This is a genomic window from Acidithrix sp. C25 (assembly GCF_904848545.2).
This window is the reverse complement of sequence record NZ_CAJHCI020000001.1, coordinates 1-18,825: the sequence shown is the minus strand read 5'-3', so window position 1 is coordinate 18,825 and position 18,825 is coordinate 1. Positions and strand designations below refer to the sequence as shown.

Here is an 18,825-nt window from a genome sequence, read left to right as displayed (position 1 = left end):
AAAGTCAGTAAAAGTGCGCTCGCGATATCCAACAGGCAACCACGGACTTTCAAGTCTGGGATTTGCTTGTTCGGTGAAATATGATTTATTAGTAAATAAGGTATTGGTGGTTTTGAAAGTCCTAAGGAGCTACGGCGCTCGAGGTTTAGACCTAAATAACTCAAACAACTTTCAGGACCAATCATCCGATCAATTGATCAAAATAGATAAAAGGGGTTACCGATATGGGCAACCGGCAAGAGCGTCTATTGCGCGCTATCGAACGAGTAAAAGCTGGTGGACCACCGCGAGGTCACGCAAAGCTGGTCGAATCAAATCGACTATTTGTAAGAGATAGGCTCAAACTTTTCTTCGATAATCAAAATGTTGAAGCCGAAGTTGGAACGATGGCGCGCAACTTCGAAGAAGAGCTTGCCTGTGATGGAGTTGTGACCGGAAGCGCGACAGTCTCGGGGACCAAGATCATATTTACTGCTAGCGACTACAGCGTAAAGGCAGGTTCGATTGGCAAATACCACGGTGAAAAGTTAATTCGCGCACAAGAGTCCGCCATTAGAGCAAAACGTCCAATACTCTATCTAGTAGACTCATCCGGCGCTCGAATTGACGAGACGGCTGGCCATCACGTGGATAAAAAAGGCGGAGGACAGCTCTTTTACCTCCATTCGATAATGTCTGGTTTCATACCTCAGGTCGGCGTATTATACGGCACCTGCTTTGCTGGCACCGCTTACACTCCTGTCTTTTGCGACCTCTTAGTTATGATGGAAGATGCAGCTATGGCCATCGCATCACCTCGTATGGTTGAAATGGCGATAGGACAAAAGCTATCTCCTCAAGAACTAGGTGGTGCCAAGATGCACGCTGAGGTATCTGGCTCAGTAGATTTCATCGCCAAGACCGAGGTCGAAGCAGCTGATATCGTAAGAGCGATCTTTGAGTACCTTCCCTCTTCATGTGAAGAAAAGACCCCGCTTCGCCCCGCCAAACTCCCGAGTCGAAGCCCAGATGAGATCGATGACATAATTCCTGACGATCCGAATCGTCCCTATCAAATAAGAGATCTAATCGATGCCTTCGTGGATGCAGATAGCTTCTTGGAGGTCAAAGCGCACTATGCGAAAGAGCTTTGCGTTGGATTCGCCAGAATCGATGGAAGAGCTGTCGGAATTGTAGCGAACAATCCCGCTGTAAAAGGTGGCACCATCTTCCCCGAGTCATCAGACAAGGGAGCCGAGTTCGTTTGGCTCTGTGACGCCTACCAAATTCCCCTGGTCTACCTGGTTGACACACCAGGCTTCATGGTCGGAAGCGCAGTTGAGAGGGCTGGAATCCTAAAGCGCGGACGCAAGTTTATCTTCGCCACATCTAGCGCTACAGTGCCACGAATCTGTGTAATCGTTCGCAAATCCTATGGGGCAGGAATCTATGCTATGTCTGGTCCTGCTTACGATCCCGATGTTACCTTAGCGCTTCCATCTGCAGAAATTGCAGTAATGGGACCAGAGGCAGCCGTAAATGCCGTCTATTTCAACAAGCTAGCAGCGATTGCTGATCCAGAGGAACGAAAGGCGGAGACCCTACGCCTGCGTCAGGAGTACAAGGAGAGCTACAACATCTATCAGTTGGCGGGTGAAATGGTTGTAGATGAGTTAATAATTCCAAGCGAGCTCCGAAGCCAACTTTGTCACTATTTGGACCTTTATCAGAATAAGGTCACGCTACGGCCAACTCGTCGCCATGGCACAATCATCTAGCCCATAAAAGGTAATTAAATTATCAATTGATGATTAGCGTTAGCCCGATCCCCTTTTTGATCGCAGTCAACCGCATCGAACCCGGAAGAGAAACATTCCTATTGCGCCTCATCTGATGACGGGGCGCTGGTGTGGTGACCCTTTGCATCCGTTACAAGCTCACCTAGGATTCCTTGAGCCGCCATTGAGGCTTTAAGGTCACCCCCGCGACCTCTCAATATAAATGCAAAGACAACTCCAAGAAGACTACCAACTAGCGGACCAACGATATAGACCCAAATGTGAGAGTAGTTTCCTTCAAAGACCGCTGGTCCCAATGTTCGAACGGGATTCATCGATGCACCGCTGATTGGCGAGGCCCACAGGCCAGCCAAAGCAATATAACCACCAACCGCCAAAGCCGAAAGTCCACCGACGTTTTGAGCACCTGAGGACGTTCCCAATATCGTAGAGATCAATCCAAAGGTAAGAAACACCTCCATCGAACCAGCCTGAAAATCAGTAATGTTATGCCCAGGCAACGTCATGCCCAAATTCCCATGGTTGCCCAAGGTGGCATCTAAAAACCAACCCGCCAGGAGAGCCCCGGCAATCTGAGCGGCAAAATAAGCAGGAATCCTCTTGATAGGAAATTCCCGACGCAGAGCAAAGGCAATTGTGACAATTGGATTCAGATGGGCCCCAGAGATCGTTCCCATAAAAAGAATTATCGCCGTCACCATCAAACCCGGAGCTATAACGTCCGCACCTCTCGAAATGGCCCCATGCGATATAGCACTCACAACACTGCCGCCGGCAGCGACGGTGACCAAAAGAAAGGTGCCTACCAATTCAGCCGCGATTCGGCGCCACTCAAAGGCCAAGTTATTGAAGTCAAATTCCCAAATGGCGCGATGCTTGTTAAAAACCATCTGGCCTTCAATTGCATTTGCCGAAGGAGAAGACGATATCTCGGGGACTTTCTTCGTCATATCAAACACCTTTCATAATCTGAGTTGCTCGAATTCCACCAAATAAAAAGTGCCACAAGCCAAACCACCAATGAGAGCGAGATACAACAAGAAGATAGCGACTCGATCCCAAAAATCAAAATGATCGAAAGATATAGCATCAGCTAAACCATCTTAGAGGAGACTTCTCTGCCGGGAATGGCTACCTTTCAAAAATTACACCGTCTCTAAAGCACTAACAGGATCGACAAAATTCATGCGAAAAACAAACGATCTCTAAAATGCAAATCCAGATCAAACCCTTAACACTGGACAATTCCTTTGAGATTAGAGATCCGTTGAAACTTGCACTTCCAAGAAGACCTTACTCTTGGGCAATGGCCAAAATCAATCACCCGAAGCTAAAGCGGCCATCTACTTCTAGTTCAAGCCTAACACCAAAGAACATTCCGGCCATGAATACCAGCCATTTCGAGCCAAGATTGAAGCCGCTTGGTCCTGTGTAGCGGGAGATGCATCGGATGGTATTCCCGGAAATCCAAGGCTATGCCAAGTTGAAATAGAGAATTGATAGGCGCCAAAATAACCATTACCCGTATTATCTTGATAGTTTCCTCCAGATTCGCACCGTCGCAATGCGGCAAGCGAAGCAGCAGATATCGGTGCTGGATGACCTCCCCAATTTGAAACGCCAGCACCCCTTCCAGCACCGCTCGAAACACTCGATAGGCCACTAGAGGTCGGCGCCCCCTGGGAGCTCTGGGCGTTATGGGCCGAAACTACCCTTTTGGCTTGAAGTTCTAGGGCTAGCCTCTGGGCGATCTGTTGTTGAACGAGATTGGAAATTTGTGAATTCACTGAAGCCAACGTCGATTGTTCACTAGAAACCGCAGCCAAGAGGCTACTCTCTGAAGCATCGATCCTCGCCTTAGCAGTTGTGGCCGCATCCTGCGCAGCCTTCGCGCTAGCCAAGTCGCCACTCAGCGTACGAAGAGCGGAGTTGTAAGAGAAGATTGCGGTACTTACGTCAAGTCCCATAACACGCTCAAACTCAATACGAGCGACATACTCACTTTGCGACATGGATAATTCTGTAAAAATATCGGTGATTCCCGAGAGGTTCATATATTGGCTTATGGCAATCTTAGATAATAGGGCTTTGTGCTTTTCCACATTCGCTTGGGCCGTTGCGAGCCGCCGTTCGTCACCTTTGAGCTGAGCGTTCACAGTGGACAACTCAGCTACAGCTTGAAGATGCGCAATGGAAAGGGTGTGAATCTGGCTACTTTGATCCGCAATAGTAGTAGCAAGTTGCGAGGCCTCAGCTTGTAGAGACGACTTGGAGATGCCATATGCCGAATCGACAAAGACAAAAGGCGTTACATAAAGAATAATACCTACTACGGAGACTGTAACGCGTCCGGCAAGCTTCATTTGACTACTTATCATTCACTTGTGAACCGTAGATACTCCGTGATGCTCTCATCAAACACATCAGCCACTATTGTGCCAACGCACCGGCTTGTCCAAACCAATAAACTAATCAAAATCATAATGCTATAAGAAAATACCCATGCAGCCCTTAGGAAATAAAAGTATCCATAGCGGATCGTTACAATTCACCAGCTAAAACCTCCCCTGGATTTAGATAAGGGAGGCTCTAGCTAAAACAAATAAGTTCCACTGACCTGAACTATCTATCTTAATACCGAAGAAGAAGTTCCGGTGAAGTCGCCTCTTAGCGTTCGCTTTAGCACTTTACCAGTGGCATTTCGGGGCAAAGCATCCACAAAATAAATTATCGTTGGCGCTTTGTATCGAGCCATCTTTGACCTAGCAAAATCAATTATCTCCGAAGAAGTGCACTCAAAACCGTCAGCCAGAACCACAATCGCGGCGACAGTTTCGCCCCACTTATCATCGGGCACACCAATTACAGCCACATCCATGATCGCCTCATGGCGAAATAGCACTTGTTCGACTTCTATTGGATAGACATTTTCGCCACCGGAGATGATCATGTCCTTTTTACGATCGACCAGGGTGATGAACCCCTCTTCGTCCATCTTGCCAAGATCTCCGGTATGAAACCACCCATCAACAATTGCTTCTTTGGTAGCTAAACCCAAACCCCAATATCCCTTAAAGATATTCGGGCCTCTCACACAAAGTTCACCAACTACTCCTGGCGAAAGTAGTTCTCCCTGCTCTCCCACTATCTTGGCATCCACGTGCATGACCACTCGTCCAATCGATCCCGCACGAAGGCGAATTTGATCACTCGAAAGCACCGAGACCATTGGAGAGGTCTCGGTCATCCCAAACCCCTCTAAAAACGAAACGCTGTGGTCGATAAAGAAGTCAATAACTGGTAATGGACAAGGAGCACCGCCGGAGACTCCAAAGCGAAGAGAGCTCAAGTCATAAGAATCAAAATCAGCGACCCTAGATAGCGCCGCCCACATCGCAGGCACCATAAAAAGACAGGTAGCTTTAAACTCTTCAAGAAGACGAAGTGTTTCATTTGGATCGAAGCTCTCCTGGATGTAGTTGGTAGCCCCAATGTAGATCAAAGGTAGGCAAAAGACGCCAAGCCCTCCGATGTGAAAGAGCGGTGCTGAGGTGACAGTTATATCATTATGAGAGACTCCATCAAGGCCCCCTAGCAGGTTGATCGCATTCCATGTCATATTGGAGTGAGTAAGCATCGCTCCTTTAGGCCGACCTGTGGTACCCGAGGTGTACATAATCATTGCCACGTCGTCGATGAGTACTTGGGATGGATATGGATCGACTGAGCCCTTTGAAACAAAGTCCTCAAAGGCCATTACGTCAGAGGCTACTAGATCGCTCGCTCCTGATGAAGGTTGCCCTATTGAAATAGTTCGTCGTACGTGAACGCCCTCGGCCTCACATGCAGTCACTGCCACCTCTTCAAGCTGAGAGCTATAGAACAATGTTGTCGCACCTGAGTCAAAGAGGATGTAGGCGACCTCCTGGGACGACAATCGAAAATTAATAGGCACCGCTATCGCACCAAGTTTCGCCACCCCAAAGACTATCTCTAGAAACTCCACACTATTTAGACTCAGAAGTGCCACCCTGTCGTATGGCCGAACGCCAGCCGCGTATAGTGCATTTGCAACCTGATTGGTTCGTGCTTCAAAGTCCTTATAACTAAGACGTCGGGTCTTGCTCATCAACGCAATGCGATCACCCTCAATATGAGCTCGACGGCTGATCCATTCACCCATAACGAATGTACTCATTTGTTATCCTTCACATTCCATCATCGACCTGAGATAACATGAGCTTATCAATAAACGATTTGTCAATTTGAATGCAACGCAAAATCAGTTCACAAGTTGTCGATTGACTGAAATATTCGAACCTAAAAGGCGATCTTTGAGATGCAGACAAAAATACCAGAAAGCCTCCTGACCATCCGATCGCAAGAGCGTCAAATGCTCTATCAGATGGTCGCTAGATTTACGAAAGAATACATTGTACCTAATATCGAGGGTTGGGAAGACCAAGGCGAGGTTCCACGATCGCTCCATAAAAAAGCAGCTGAACTAGGTATTCTCAGCGTAGGGTTTCCGCAAAACGTAGGGGGAATCGGCAACATAATCGACTCGATGATCGTCTCAGAGGCTATCATCCAAAGTGGTGGATCGAGTGGCATCTGTGCTGCCCTTCTAACCCTGGGAATAGCAATCCCACATATCATTGCCTCGAATGATCAATATTTAATCGAAAAGTATGCCAAGCCAACGATGAGCGGCGATCTAATTGGCTCCTTAGCGATCACCGAACCCAATGCAGGATCAGATGTAGCTGCAATAACGACTTCAGCGACGAGAGATGGCGACAGATTTTTGATCAATGGCGCCAAGACCTACATCACTTCAGGCTACCGAGCTGACTTTGTGGTTGTCGCCCTAAAGACATCTCCTACTCTCGGCCACAAAGGGATCTCCTTAGTCGTGGTCGAAAAAGGTACAGAGGGTTTCACTGTAACTAGAAAACTAGAAAAATTAGGATGGCACTGCTCCGACACCGCTGAACTCTCATTTTCCAACGTGATTGTAACTAGCAAAAACCTCATCGGCGAGGAAGGTAGCGGATTTAGCGCTATCATGGCGAACTTTGCCACCGAACGCCTCTCTATGGCTAGCCAAGCGTTAGCCAGCGCAAAGCGATGTATTGACCTGACCATGACTTGGGTTCAAAATCGAAAGGTATTCGGAACCGAACTCTCAAAAATGCAGTTAACTCGACAAAAACTAGCCGAGATGCAACGGCAGTACACGGTAGCCCGAACGTTTCTCTATGACACCGCTATCAGATACGTAAATGGAGAAAAGGTCATAATGGAAGTCGCTATGGCAAAAAATACCGCGGTATATGCCATGGAGGCGATAATAAACCAGGCACTTCAACTCCATGGCGGAATGGGCTACATGCGCGAAAACGAGATCGAACGACACTATCGAGATGGACGAATAATGGGAATTGGTGGAGGAACAAATGAGATCATGAATGAGATCATCGCCAAGCAACTTCAAATTTGACGACCCTCGAACCCACTACTAAAGAGTTAGCAAGTCGCGCGAAGGAGCAAGTAACAGGAATTCTTACAACTACCGCGCGATCCACTCCCACTACCAGATGCAAGGAAGAATAATGAACACGAGAGAACACAACTACCCGACTCACACTGTTACAAACCAAGTTCCGCCAATGGAGGACTACAACGTCTTCCTCACGAATCCGCTCTTAGCCAACTTTGTTCGAAACCATATTCCAAGAGATGACTCAATTGTTGACTACGCGAGCTGGCTCGGTCGCGGAGAAACGTTTGAACTTGCACGTCTGGCCAACGCTTATTCGCCAGTGTTGAAGAGCTACGATCGAATTGGAAATCGGATAGATAGAATCGACTTCCATCCTGCTTACCATCAGTTCATGGAGCAATCCATCAGAGCGGGTATGGCAAACTATCCAACTCCCAATGGTTCAAATAGTCATCTGCGCCGTGGCGCTCTCTTGTATCTCGCTTCTGAAGTAGAGCCCGGCCATTGCTGTCCAATATCAATGACTTATGCAAGTGTTCCGGTTCTAGATAAATGTGGCTCCGAATTCAGAGATATTGTCGAAAAGCTTCGAGAGCCCACATATCAACCAGACTTGGGCTCTTGGCAGACAAAAACCTCGCTCACCTGCGGTATGGCAATGACCGAAAAACAAGGTGGAAGCGATGTACGCGCCAACACGACCCACGCCGAAAATACAAAGAGAGGATTCTGGTACGTTACAGGTCACAAATGGTTTGTATCTGCTCCCATGTCCGATATCTTCCTAACTTTAGCCCAAACCGACGAAGGGCTCAGTGCCTTTTTGATCCCTAGAGTTCTGCCCGACGGAACATTGAATCGACTTTTGGTTCAGCGTCTAAAAGACAAGATCGGCAATCGATCGAATGCGTCCAGTGAAATTGAGTTCCTAAACGCGCATGCATACTTAGTTGGTGAAGAAGGTCGAGGAGTAAAGACAATTATCGATATGGTTGGCCACTGTCGATTGGACTCGATGATTGGTTCGGCTGGTCAGATTCACTTTGGTGTAGCGCAGGCCATTCATCACACAAGGCATCGAGCCGCCTTTGGAACACAATTAATCGAGAAAGATCTAATGCTAAACGTCCTCTCAGACATGGCACTGGAATCTAGCGCTGCAACGCTCCTCTCGATGAGACTTGCACTCGCGGACGACCTAGCCTTGCATAATCCCGAGGAAGCAGCGCTTAGAAGGATCGGGGTTGCGCTAGGAAAGTTCTATGTCTGCAAACGAGAACCAGCCTTGATTGCTGAAGCTCTCGAATGCATTGGTGGAAGTGGGTACGTTGAAGAAGCACCAATCGCTCGGATGTTTCGCGAATCACCGCTCAATGGCATCTGGGAAGGGTCGGGGAACGTGAATGCACTCGACACTTTACGGGCAATGGAAAAAGATGACGCCGCCACCAATGCGCTAATCGACGAATGTAGACCCCAACTAGGAAATGTAGAAACATTCGACGCCGCATTCAACAACCTGCTAAAGATGCTTACAAATGGGGATGACATCCAATGGCGTGCTCGATCAATGGTGGAATACATGGCCAAATTGCTCCAAGGATCAGTCATGTTAGAGTACGCACCGCCGGCAATCGCTGAGCTTTACTGTAACTCCCGACTTTCCCCGACTTACTCTGGCTCAATATTTGGAACATTGGATCGCTTTGATAATCCAAAGAAGTTCATCGACGAATTCTTTCCCGAGGACAATATAATCTATTGAAATACACTACGGCTCCCGTCTTGGCGGTTTCTAATAGTGGTCATGGACCTAGATCTAAATTTGCATATCCTACAGTAAATAATGTTAATTAAGCATAGGAATAACACATATGTGCATTTTCAGGGACTGAACCCAGCGAAGCATCACCTATTCGATTGACACATCAGACGCAAATAAGCACATGAATGGATTTACACAGGCCAGCATAAGACCAGGTACAACTTTAACTAATTGGCCAAAGAGCCTCGTTTTCATCGTTGCCGATCGCAAAATCCTCTTTTTCTAGATAGCCCTCTTAGTCTCTCAATTTCATCCGATGCGCTTTCGAGATAGTTGTCGCGATTGATGCAGATGGTTTCTTCTCACTCTTCTAGCCAACCCGTACTTGAAATAGTCTTTACTTGAGCTTTTTAAATACCCCTTTGAAGAAGGCTCTTTGACTAATTTAACTAATTCACCATTCCACAATTGACATAGCCCTCCGAGGTCTCCTCTCTGGAGTAGACCTCCCCTAGCCATCGGAGTGCTAGGGCCCATCGTTTATCTTTAGTAGTGCAGTGTGATTGTTATCGCATTGTAGGAGATTTACCACCTCTTTGGATTATGCCTCATAAAGAAAGTTCACTCTAGATTCAATAAACCAAATCAGCTTTCTTACCTAGCCAATAGCAATTCCATCAACTGGTTCATTTAGCTTCTTAGTTAGCAGCGAACCATAGATGGCGCCATCGCCAAAGCTAAAGACTCCTCCATCGCTTGCGACTAGCCAGTAGCCCTTGCCATCTGAGGTGGATGTGATGCCTACGATGCCCTACGGATTCAAGTCGTCTATGAGTGTCCCCGCTGCGAGAGTCGCTACATCGTTATTTTAAAGATGCCCAGAATGCAACCTTTTGCGTACCCGTATTGGAACGGGTGGTCTTTGTCCTCATTGTGACGAACCAGTCGCCCACGTCGATCTCGATAACTAACCTTCCATAGTTAAATCCAGAGCTCCATCAAAGTTCCCGTAGGTATTTTGATGTACCCAGCATTTTAAGTCGACAATCACCACAAATGCTTCTGTTGTGATTGTGGATTTGTTTGTTACAAAGTTGGTGGTAGTGAGAGATGTCCTAAATAGTAATGAACCAGCCATATTTTAAAGATTTAATCTAAACAACTAGTTCGCCAGACAGCTCAAATTCCATCAAATATCGTGCTTTTAGGGGTATTGACATCCGTCTCTGCTACGCTAATGCGTACCCAGGAGAACCGATTGGTTCTGCGATAATGGAGTCTCCTTTAAACCCGGGGCGTATCAGAAATCCGCGTACCGAATAAGTCGGCATGTGGGTTCTTTGTTTTTCCGGCGTGCGGCTCGTTTAGAACGAGTTCCCATATCACGCTCCCAAACTTTCTCAAGGTGATCACCGAGAACAAAGAGTGCAATATTGGCAAGCACAGGAAGCAAAATTCCGCCTTATATGAAGTGATTGATTACACGAAGTTGAAGGATATACCTGAATCAATTGCGAAGCGAATCATCTTCATCCGAAATAACTAAAGATCGAAATAGTTCTCGTTAGGTCTGGGCCACTCCCCTAACCTAACGATCTCGCTCTTCAGATATAGCCTAAAAGGAGTTCTACATTGGGTTAGGTGCTATCGCATCCACAGATTCCAGATACTGACGAACCATCAGCAAAACAGCGGCCCCTTCTCCAACGGCCGATGCAATCTGTTTGGTGCTTCCCTTCCGCAAGTCACCAGCTACAAACAAGCCAGGCAGAGAGGTGCCCATAGTTCCGTGACTGTCGACATATCCGACACCATCGGTATCGACCACGTCAGAGATAAACTTGGAATTGGGGGTCAAACCAATAAAGATAAAAGCGGCCGGAGCCTCGATCTCATGCTCGATTTTCTCTTGTTCGTAGCGCACTTGAGTGAGCTTACCATTGGGACCTTTCACGAATTCCTTAACCGTTGCTGACGTGATGACTTCGAACCTCGGATCCTCGCTAATTCGTTCACGTAATATCTTTGACGCAGTAAGTTCTGGACCATTCTGCAGAATAGTGACATGGTCGACAAATTTTAAGAGGTGCAACCCCTCCTCGATCGCAGAATTACCTCCGCCTATAACGATTATATTGGCCGCTCCGGCGTAAAAGGGACCATCACAGGTTGCACAAAAGTGAACACCCGCTCCAATTAAATCCTCTTCGCCTTTTACATCAAGACGTCGATAAGTGGATCCCGTGGCCGCCACCACCGCACTCGCGCGGTAGGTAAGGTCTCGATCTGTAACCACTTCCAAGAAACCCTCGCCAGGTAAAACTGACTTTACCTCCACGCCAGAGAGCATCTCGACACCATATCGTTTAGCATGCTCGACGTAGAGAGCTGACAATTCCGAACCGCCTACCCCTTGAGGAAAACCAGGATAATTATCTATACGCTCAGTAACACCAGCCTGTCCCCCGAAGGCGCCTTTGTCCAAGACGAGAGTGTCTATTCCCTCTCGAGCGCCATAGATAGCTGCGGACAATCCAGCGGGACCCGCTCCAACAATAATCAAGTCGTATGCGGACTTTGTTGCGGTAATCTCAATTCCAAGACGTGATGCCAACTCAGCGTTATCGGGCTCCACCAGATAAGTGTCATCTGGGAAAATGACAACCGGAATAATAAATTTGCCACCATTTCTAGCTTCAACCTCGGCACGTGCCTCGAGGTCGGCCTCCACATCGAGAAATTTATAAGGAATACGTTGATCAGCTAGAAATTGTTTGGCCCGTTTGCAATCGGGGCACCAATTGGCGCCTAAGATTTGAATTTCGCGCTCCATGACGCTCCTCTGGTAGAAAACTAAATTACCAAAAGTCACAAACCCGCAAAGGTAGCCTCTCATTCCACTTCATATATAAATGTTTAAAGAGCTCAAGACGCCATTTACATCTCCGACACAGATCGCAAAAATTCGTAATATGGATCTATCGAGAGGACTTTGATCCGAGAGACGATCTCTCTTTTTGAGAGGTGGCAATTGCACATTTAGACCCAGAGATCAACGAATAAGACAGAGCTCGACTACGGCTTGAAAATTACACAAAGCCTCCTCAAAATGGGAATCACATCATATCCAATCTTTAATCCTCCAAAACAGATATTGATCGAAGCTCAGTTTCAAAAGACTAGCTAGAGAGCCACTGCCGAATCTCCTTAGAATCTTCGCCCAATTTAGGAGGTGAATATCGATAGCTATTTGGAGTCTTAGAAAAAGAGATCGGATTGCGAACAGTAGCAATCTCACCACCATTGTAATCTTGGTTAATCGTTGGATTCAGTCCTACTGATCGAGCAAAGGCGATGCCATCGTCTACAGTATTGATGGGACCCGCTGGCACACCCACGCCGACAAAAATATCGAACCACTCACTCTTGGTCTTGCTCGAAAGGGTCTGATTCAACTTCTCTCGCAGCACGCCCCGGTTACGATTTCTCTCCTCATTAGTCGCAAAGTTGGGATCTTCGGCTAGAAAACCTAAGCCGATAGCGTTCGCGAATCTTTGAAATTGTCCATCATTTCCGATTGCGACGACGATCTTGCCGTCACTGGCGTCAAATGGCTCATATGGATAGAGACTTGGATGGGCATTGCCCATCCGGTTCGGAACCACATGACCAACTGTATAAGCGCTCGTTTGATTCACCATTCCCGAAAGAGCAGAGGCTAAAAGGCTTACCTGGAGGTTCTGACCTTCAGAACTCTTGGATCGCTCAAATAGCGCTGAGACAATTCCCAAAGCGCAGTGAAGGCCTGTAATCACATCAATAACGGCAAATCCAGCCCGCATCGGATCAGAATCCGGATCGCCGGTTAGGCTCATCAATCCCGAAATGGCTTGAACCATAAGATCATAACCTGGGATGCTGGCCCCCAAATCACTTCCAAAACCACTAATCGATGCATAAATTATTTGGGGATTTATCTCCTTGGCCCCTAAATAATCGAGTCCAAACTTGGCCATTGCACCGGAGCGAAAATTCTCAATCATCACATCGCTCCGACGTATCAGTTCCTTTGCGACCGAAACGTCTTGTGGATCCGATAGATCCAGCACTATTGATCTCTTATTTCGATTTATCCCCAGATAATAAGTGGAATCCTCTCCAAAACTCGGAGGTTTCCACGTGCGAGTCTCATCGCCCAACTTGGATTCAACTTTTATTACATCAGCGCCCATATCACCCAATAACATCGTGGCATATGGTCCCGCTAGAACTCGAGAAAAATCTGCAACGACAATTCCCGACAACGGCCCATCACTAATGGCTCCAACCTGGTCTTTATTCACGTAATCTTCCTCCTGGTTATCACGGTCAGCCCAGCCAGCTAAAACCTATGGGAAAATCTAACCTATCGACCAGCCATTCTCAAAGAAAATCCGAATCCATGGAGGCGATCTACTTCAAAGAAGACCACGAGACCTGATAAAAAGGGTTTAATCCAAGAAGTTAAAAGCACGAGCGACTAAAAAGTGGGGGCGTTGTCATTCCAATCGGCGCCTGGTAGCTGGAACTTAACATTGCTTATATTGCTACCGATCACAGCGGAATCCCTCAAGATAATTTCTGGACCTTTCATGGCATAGCCTTCGGCAAATCAAATCTAAATAGATGGCTATAGCTAAAAATGAGCCAACTCCAACATCATCTCAAAGCCATTGTAAGGAATTGGTCCCAACACGAGCTATCTGCAAATCATAAGCGGAGCTCAGCTGCGCAACATCTATTTGACGACGCCAAAACAGAACACGCCATCTCGAACCAATATTCGACCTATGACCTTGTGGCTGTTCGAAATATACCAAAGCTCAGATATCGAGATGGGGCGAGCTTAAAACCGTTAGACCAAGGTTGACAAGTAGCAACTCAATCCACAAAGCCATCTAGTCGCTCTGTCACTCACGAGATCCAATGAGCACATATAAACCTATAGTTAACGCCCACGAACAGCTAGGCTAGCCTTCCAAACATCTTTTCCAATTGAGTGATATCGTATCCGCTCTCTTGAGCTTTAACGGGATCCGAAAGACATGATCTCAATCCTGCAGCTACGAGCTTGAAACCCACTTGGTCTAGGGCCTTGCGAGCTGCCGCGATTTGATTCACGACATCGCTGCAGTCTCTGCCGTCGCTAAGCATCTTCTCAATTCCCAAAATTTGCCCAGAGATCCTGCGAAGGCGTACTTGGAGGTTTTCTATAGTTTCGTCTGGTATTTCAATCACGTTAGACCCATCCATCACATTTCTATATTCAAAATTATATACCCCCAGAGGTATCAAACACACAAAAAATTAAGATAGCAAAGAGATAAATGGCAATCTTCGCAACCACCATGCCACCCGCCAGTTAACAAATGCTTTATTTTCGGGACTGATCAGATCGTCCCAAAGCGCATATAAGAGACTGCGGCGACAAAAGGCCATCGAACCGACACGATCATTCAAAAAATTATTATGTGCTACTCCAGCCAATAAAATTAAGACAAAAAAATGTTATACAAAAGGTAAGACTTATCGCGTTAAGGTATTACAAAAAATCATGGTCTCAATTTCCAGCAATGATCTCAAAACTACTATCAATTAAAAACATATATTAACCCAACAGTGGAATCACATCTCGAAATTTTCTCAAAAGTACCTTAGTGCACTCTCTAATCTAATAATTATTTCAAATCGACAGTTGAAAGAATCTTTCATTTCACCAATCAAACCTCGATGTGGCCACCATAACAGATATAATTCGCTAACATGAATATCAAACGTCCGTCTCACCCTGCCCATGAGGGTGAGCTTTGGCCATAATCATTGCTTCTGCAACCTAGACTCGCACATTTTGAGAGATATTATATTTAATAAAGATCCCATAATTAGCAACTTAATTAAAAAATAATTTCAAATCTAGACATCCAATAAGGATGCGCATCTTGCAAGCTACAAGGGGATTTTCTATCTCAACATAAAATCAATTATTAAAAATTATATGGATTGTTAAATTCATCCACATTTTGAATAATCCAAACCAAGGGCTCTTTGAACCAAAAGCTTCTAGCAATTGAAATTCGCCAAAGAACTTTCGCCCAATTCCGATATGCTCACTTCCCACTCTTAAAGGTAGTAGAAATATCTATAGGGAGATCTTGAGATGATCTTGCGCCAAACTGCCTTGGCACGGTGCACGAGAAAAGATTCGATTGCCCTAAAAATTAACTTTAGAAGCTATACCTAAGGAACGAGACAACCAACAACCATGAAAGATCATTCACCTCTCTACAAAGATGGCAATCCCCAAACCTTTGAGGGGACGGTGAACTATGACCAACTTGATCCAAGAACGCCCGTTATTATTGGAGCCGGACAGAGCTCTGAGCGAATCTCTACCTCCGAATACAAGGCAATGTCACCGATTGATCTTGCAGAAACAGCAGCAAAAGCGGCGATTTTAGATTGCGGCATAAAAAGCGACCGACTGTTCAAAGCTATAGACACAGTAGCAGCTACCCGACAATTTGAAAACTCTAGTCCAAGGGCGTCTGCGCCTCTGGGTCGCTCAAATAACTTTGTAGCATCGGTAGCAAAACGTCTAGGGATAACTCCCAAACGAGCCATTTTGGAAGTTACTGGCGGACAATCTCCCCAAAGTCTAGTAAGCGACTTATGTCAAAAAATCTATGATGGTACGAGCGACATAGCTCTCGCATTCGGCTCCGAAGCAATATCGACCACACGCCATTACAAAGATCTACCGGATAGACCAGACTTCTCTGACCACGCAGATTGCGACCTTGAAGATCGAGGATATGGACTAAATGGCATCGTATCCTTGCATCAATCAAGTCATGGCTTGACAAATGCACCTAGTCAATATGCACTCTTTGAAAATGCCAGAAGGATTCGCATGCATAAGTCAAGGCCAGATTATGCCATTGAAATGGGAACCCTCTTCGAACCCTTTACCAAAATCGCTGCACAAAACTCGCACTCTAGTGCGCCTAAGGTTCGAAGCGCACGCGAGCTTACGACGCCCTCTGACAGTAATCGCATGATATGCGAACCCTATACCCGCTATCTAATAGCTCGAGACCAAGTAAACCAAGGAGCTGCTTTGGTAATAACGTCGATCCAAACCGCGCTACAACTAGGAGTTCCAATCGATAAGATGGTCTTTCTCCATGGCCGCTGTGATGTAGCGGAACGACCTCTAATTGAGCGAGACGACCTGTCAAAGAGCCCAGCTGCGGTGTTGGCATCTAAAGCTGCGCTAGAAATGGCCGGCATAGGAGTCGATCGAGTCAACTTTTTCGACCTCTATAGTTGCTTTCCGATTGCCGTCTTTAATATATGTGACGGACTCGGAATCCAGAGAGATGACCCTCGCGACCTGACTATCTCCGGCGGTCTCCCATTTTTTGGAGGACCCGGTAACGACTACTCAATGCATGCAATCATCCAGGCGACAGAGCGACTCCGCCAACATCCAGGCAGTTATGCATTTATAGGAGCCAATGGAGGCATGCTCTCGAAATATTCAGTTGGAATCTACTCTAACTCCCCGTGTCCGTGGCGGGCTGACAATATGAGCAGCCGGATCCAACAAGAAGTCAATCAATGGCCATCGCCCGGTTTTACATTTTCACCAGAGGGCAAAGCCACCATAGAGACTTATACAATCAAGTACTCCAAATCAGGCAAGTTCGCAATAGTTGTGGGGAGATTAATCTCCAACAACAAGCGATTCTTTGCGAGAACCCAAGATGGCGACGAAGCGACACTCCAAGCGTTGGAGAAAGATGACCTTGCGACCTTCCAAATCGAAGTAAAATCCTATGGCTTTGGAAACCGATTTTCCCTAGACAAAGCCACGCAGGCTATCAAGGACGAAGCCGATTACCTTGAAATAAAAGAGCCCTATGAGTTTATCAAGGTCCAAAGATACGGCCACAGCCTAGAGATCACGATAGATCGCCAAAGCGAATACAATGCCTTGAACACCAAGGCACATTGCGAACTGGACTCAATCTTCGATAACTTTTTCAATGATTCGCAATTATGGGTTGCGATTCTTGCTGGCGCTGGGGATGTGGCTTTCTCGAGTGGAAACGATTTTGGAATGACGATCTTTGGAAGAGATGTATGGATCCCAAAAAACGGACTAGCAGGTTTGAGTCAAAGAAAAGTTATCAACAAGCCGGTCATAGCCGCAGTAAACAGACTCGCGATGGGCGCAGGATTTGAGATAGCACTAGCTTGTCACATGATCGTTGCCGACGACAATGCGCAATTCGGCTTCAACGAATCGAGAACGGGGCTCGTTCCAGGCGCTTTTGGGATGACAAAAATCGAAAGGACAATTTCACCACAGCTAGCTAACGAATTGATCCTAACAGCAAAGCGACTGAGCGCTAGCGAAGCTTTCAACTTGGGTATTGTCAACCAGATCACTGAAAGCGGGAAGGCTTTAGATGGTGCGCGGGAGTTAGCCAAAAAAGTTATCGCAGCTTCGCCCACATCAATTCGACTCTCTCTTGAGATCCTTGAGAAATCTCGAGAAAATGGCAGTCGCCTCGACCTCGTCAAACATCAAGCTCAGGCATTGGATCAACTCATCGCCTCCGACGACCTCCAAGAAGGATTGGCTTCATTATTGGAAAATCGGCCTCCCATGTGGAAAAATCACTAATTCGCCAAAGCGACCCTTGATCGCCCTCCTAGATCATCACATCAACTCAGCCGAAATGATCATAAAAAGACAAGTATTCCTAAACCCAGCGGTGCAAGACATAATCTTATTGAAAGGATATTAATGCGAAACTATACACTCCATCCTCAAGTCAGCTGCAGATTCGAACACCTTATTGGCCGCACATCTATGTTGACCGTTGCCATGACAACGGATGGAAACTTCATCAACCAACCAGAGATTCAAACCGATCAAAGTTAGGGACAATGCTTTCGGGCAAGAGACAAGTGCACCAGGATCCCTAAGACCTAAGGGGATTTCCGATTTCGAAGCCAACTTGACAATTGGCCCTGTTTTCCAATAAGACCCAAAAGCATCTAAGCCATAACGGCTTAGGACAACACTTTAAATGACGACAGCCAAGCCGACAGATCAAGGATCAAATTGACGAAGCTCAGCTAAGGTCATCTCCGTCCAAAGAAAGCAAACTCCGTCAAAGAAGTGTGCTAGATACCCTATAACGCCCACGCGCAAACAGGATCTCTGAGACCTTCCCGTAAAAGAAGTACCAGAGGATCAAGCTATATATTTACAACTCAAAAATCACCGCTGACCACACGCGCAGAGATCATGCCAAAATTCCAGACGGAAATATCCTGCCTTGCATTTGCGCAAACGATCCAGCTAAGGTTAAATGGCGGCCAGTGCTTAAATACTACTATCATCGACCAATCAAATAACACAAGGCCAAGGTCGACTATCTTTCTGAATAAAAAGATAAATCAGGGTTGTTATTCAGTTTTAGCCGAAGCCTCATCTAACCCCTAATGCCTATCTTTTGCAAGCAATCCAATTCAATCACTCAAGCTTTACGCCAGTGGCAAATGTCAGTTATCGCAGTGGACTTTGACCCAAGAGAAGTCAAGAATCTACAATCAACGATACCTCAATCTACTCAAAAGCACTACCATGAATAGGTGGGGTGGGTCAAAAATAGTTGATGGCAACACCCCACTGATTAATCCATAAGATTCCTGGCAGAAGC

At 46.5% G+C, this 18,825-nt stretch carries 10 protein-coding genes; 4 read left to right on the top strand and 6 right to left on the bottom strand.

Annotated elements, in window-relative coordinates; all coding sequences use genetic code 11:
- The first annotated feature begins 224 nt into the window (after positions 1-224).
- Complete coding sequence (locus ACIDITHRIX25_RS86735; RefSeq protein ID WP_052604712.1) at positions 225-1,757, top strand: acyl-CoA carboxylase subunit beta; 1,533 nt, start codon at positions 225-227, stop codon at positions 1,755-1,757.
- A gap of 98 nt (positions 1,758-1,855) precedes the next feature.
- Here ACIDITHRIX25_RS86735 and ACIDITHRIX25_RS86730 read toward each other — a convergent pair whose 3' ends face one another.
- From ACIDITHRIX25_RS86730 to ACIDITHRIX25_RS86720, 3 genes are all read right to left on the bottom strand, one after another.
- Positions 1,856-2,728, bottom strand: coding sequence for an MIP/aquaporin family protein (locus tag ACIDITHRIX25_RS86730; RefSeq protein ID WP_082058478.1), 873 nt, complete (start codon positions 2,726-2,728; stop codon positions 1,856-1,858).
- 399 nt (positions 2,729-3,127) lie between these two features.
- Positions 3,128-4,141, bottom strand: a complete 1,014-nt coding sequence (locus ACIDITHRIX25_RS86725; protein WP_052604713.1) for a transglycosylase family protein — start codon at positions 4,139-4,141, stop codon at positions 3,128-3,130.
- A 263-nt stretch (positions 4,142-4,404) separates the two neighbouring features.
- Positions 4,405-5,976, bottom strand: a complete 1,572-nt coding sequence (locus ACIDITHRIX25_RS86720; RefSeq protein ID WP_200891186.1) for an acyl-CoA synthetase — start codon at positions 5,974-5,976, stop codon at positions 4,405-4,407.
- Positions 5,977-6,117: 141 nt separating this feature from the next.
- Between ACIDITHRIX25_RS86720 and ACIDITHRIX25_RS86715 the strand changes: the two genes are divergently transcribed.
- Together ACIDITHRIX25_RS86715 and ACIDITHRIX25_RS86710 are read left to right on the top strand one after the other, a co-directional pair.
- Positions 6,118-7,281, top strand: coding sequence for an acyl-CoA dehydrogenase family protein (locus ACIDITHRIX25_RS86715; protein WP_052604715.1), 1,164 nt, complete (start codon positions 6,118-6,120; stop codon positions 7,279-7,281).
- Between the two features lie 112 nt (positions 7,282-7,393).
- Entirely contained in the window at positions 7,394-9,049 is a 1,656-nt protein-coding gene (locus ACIDITHRIX25_RS86710; protein WP_201732175.1) for an acyl-CoA dehydrogenase family protein, read from the top strand.
- 1,627 nt (positions 9,050-10,676) lie between these two features.
- Here ACIDITHRIX25_RS86710 and ACIDITHRIX25_RS86705 read toward each other — a convergent pair.
- The 3 genes from ACIDITHRIX25_RS86705 to ACIDITHRIX25_RS86695 all read right to left on the bottom strand — a co-directional run bounded on the left by ACIDITHRIX25_RS86705 (position 10,677) and on the right by ACIDITHRIX25_RS86695 (position 14,326).
- Entirely contained in the window at positions 10,677-11,882 is a 1,206-nt protein-coding gene (locus ACIDITHRIX25_RS86705; protein WP_052604717.1) for an FAD-dependent oxidoreductase, read from the bottom strand.
- 346 nt (positions 11,883-12,228) lie between these two features.
- Positions 12,229-13,392 (bottom strand): CaiB/BaiF CoA transferase family protein, encoded by a 1,164-nt coding sequence (locus ACIDITHRIX25_RS86700; RefSeq protein ID WP_200891187.1) that lies wholly within the window; start codon positions 13,390-13,392, stop codon positions 12,229-12,231.
- A 661-nt stretch (positions 13,393-14,053) separates the two neighbouring features.
- Positions 14,054-14,326 (bottom strand): metal-sensitive transcriptional regulator, encoded by a 273-nt coding sequence (locus ACIDITHRIX25_RS86695; protein WP_235347605.1) that lies wholly within the window; start codon positions 14,324-14,326, stop codon positions 14,054-14,056.
- Between the two features lie 1,024 nt (positions 14,327-15,350).
- On the opposite strand from ACIDITHRIX25_RS86695, the gene ACIDITHRIX25_RS86690 reads away from it, so the two are divergent.
- The gene (locus tag ACIDITHRIX25_RS86690) at positions 15,351-17,780 is read left to right on the top strand and encodes an enoyl-CoA hydratase-related protein (protein ID WP_201732174.1); all 2,430 of its coding nucleotides are present in this window, start codon (positions 15,351-15,353) and stop codon (positions 17,778-17,780) included.
- Positions 17,781-18,825: the final 1,045 nt, after the last annotated feature.

Excerpts from the sequence above, each read along its gene's own strand:
- ACIDITHRIX25_RS86735 (WP_052604712.1), top strand. The coding sequence starts at position 225 with ATGGGCAACCGGCAAGAGCGTCTATTGCGCGCTATCGAACGAGTAAAA.
- ACIDITHRIX25_RS86730 (WP_082058478.1), bottom strand. The coding sequence starts at position 2,728 with ATGACGAAGAAAGTCCCCGAGATATCGTCTTCTCCTTCGGCAAATGCA.
- ACIDITHRIX25_RS86725 (WP_052604713.1), bottom strand. The coding sequence starts at position 4,141 with ATGAAGCTTGCCGGACGCGTTACAGTCTCCGTAGTAGGTATTATTCTT.
- ACIDITHRIX25_RS86720 (WP_200891186.1), bottom strand. The coding sequence starts at position 5,976 with ATGAGTACATTCGTTATGGGTGAATGGATCAGCCGTCGAGCTCATATT.
- ACIDITHRIX25_RS86715 (WP_052604715.1), top strand. The coding sequence starts at position 6,118 with ATGCAGACAAAAATACCAGAAAGCCTCCTGACCATCCGATCGCAAGAG.
- ACIDITHRIX25_RS86710 (WP_201732175.1), top strand. The coding sequence starts at position 7,394 with ATGAACACGAGAGAACACAACTACCCGACTCACACTGTTACAAACCAA.
- ACIDITHRIX25_RS86705 (WP_052604717.1), bottom strand. The coding sequence starts at position 11,882 with ATGGAGCGCGAAATTCAAATCTTAGGCGCCAATTGGTGCCCCGATTGC.
- ACIDITHRIX25_RS86690 (WP_201732174.1), top strand. The coding sequence starts at position 15,351 with ATGAAAGATCATTCACCTCTCTACAAAGATGGCAATCCCCAAACCTTT.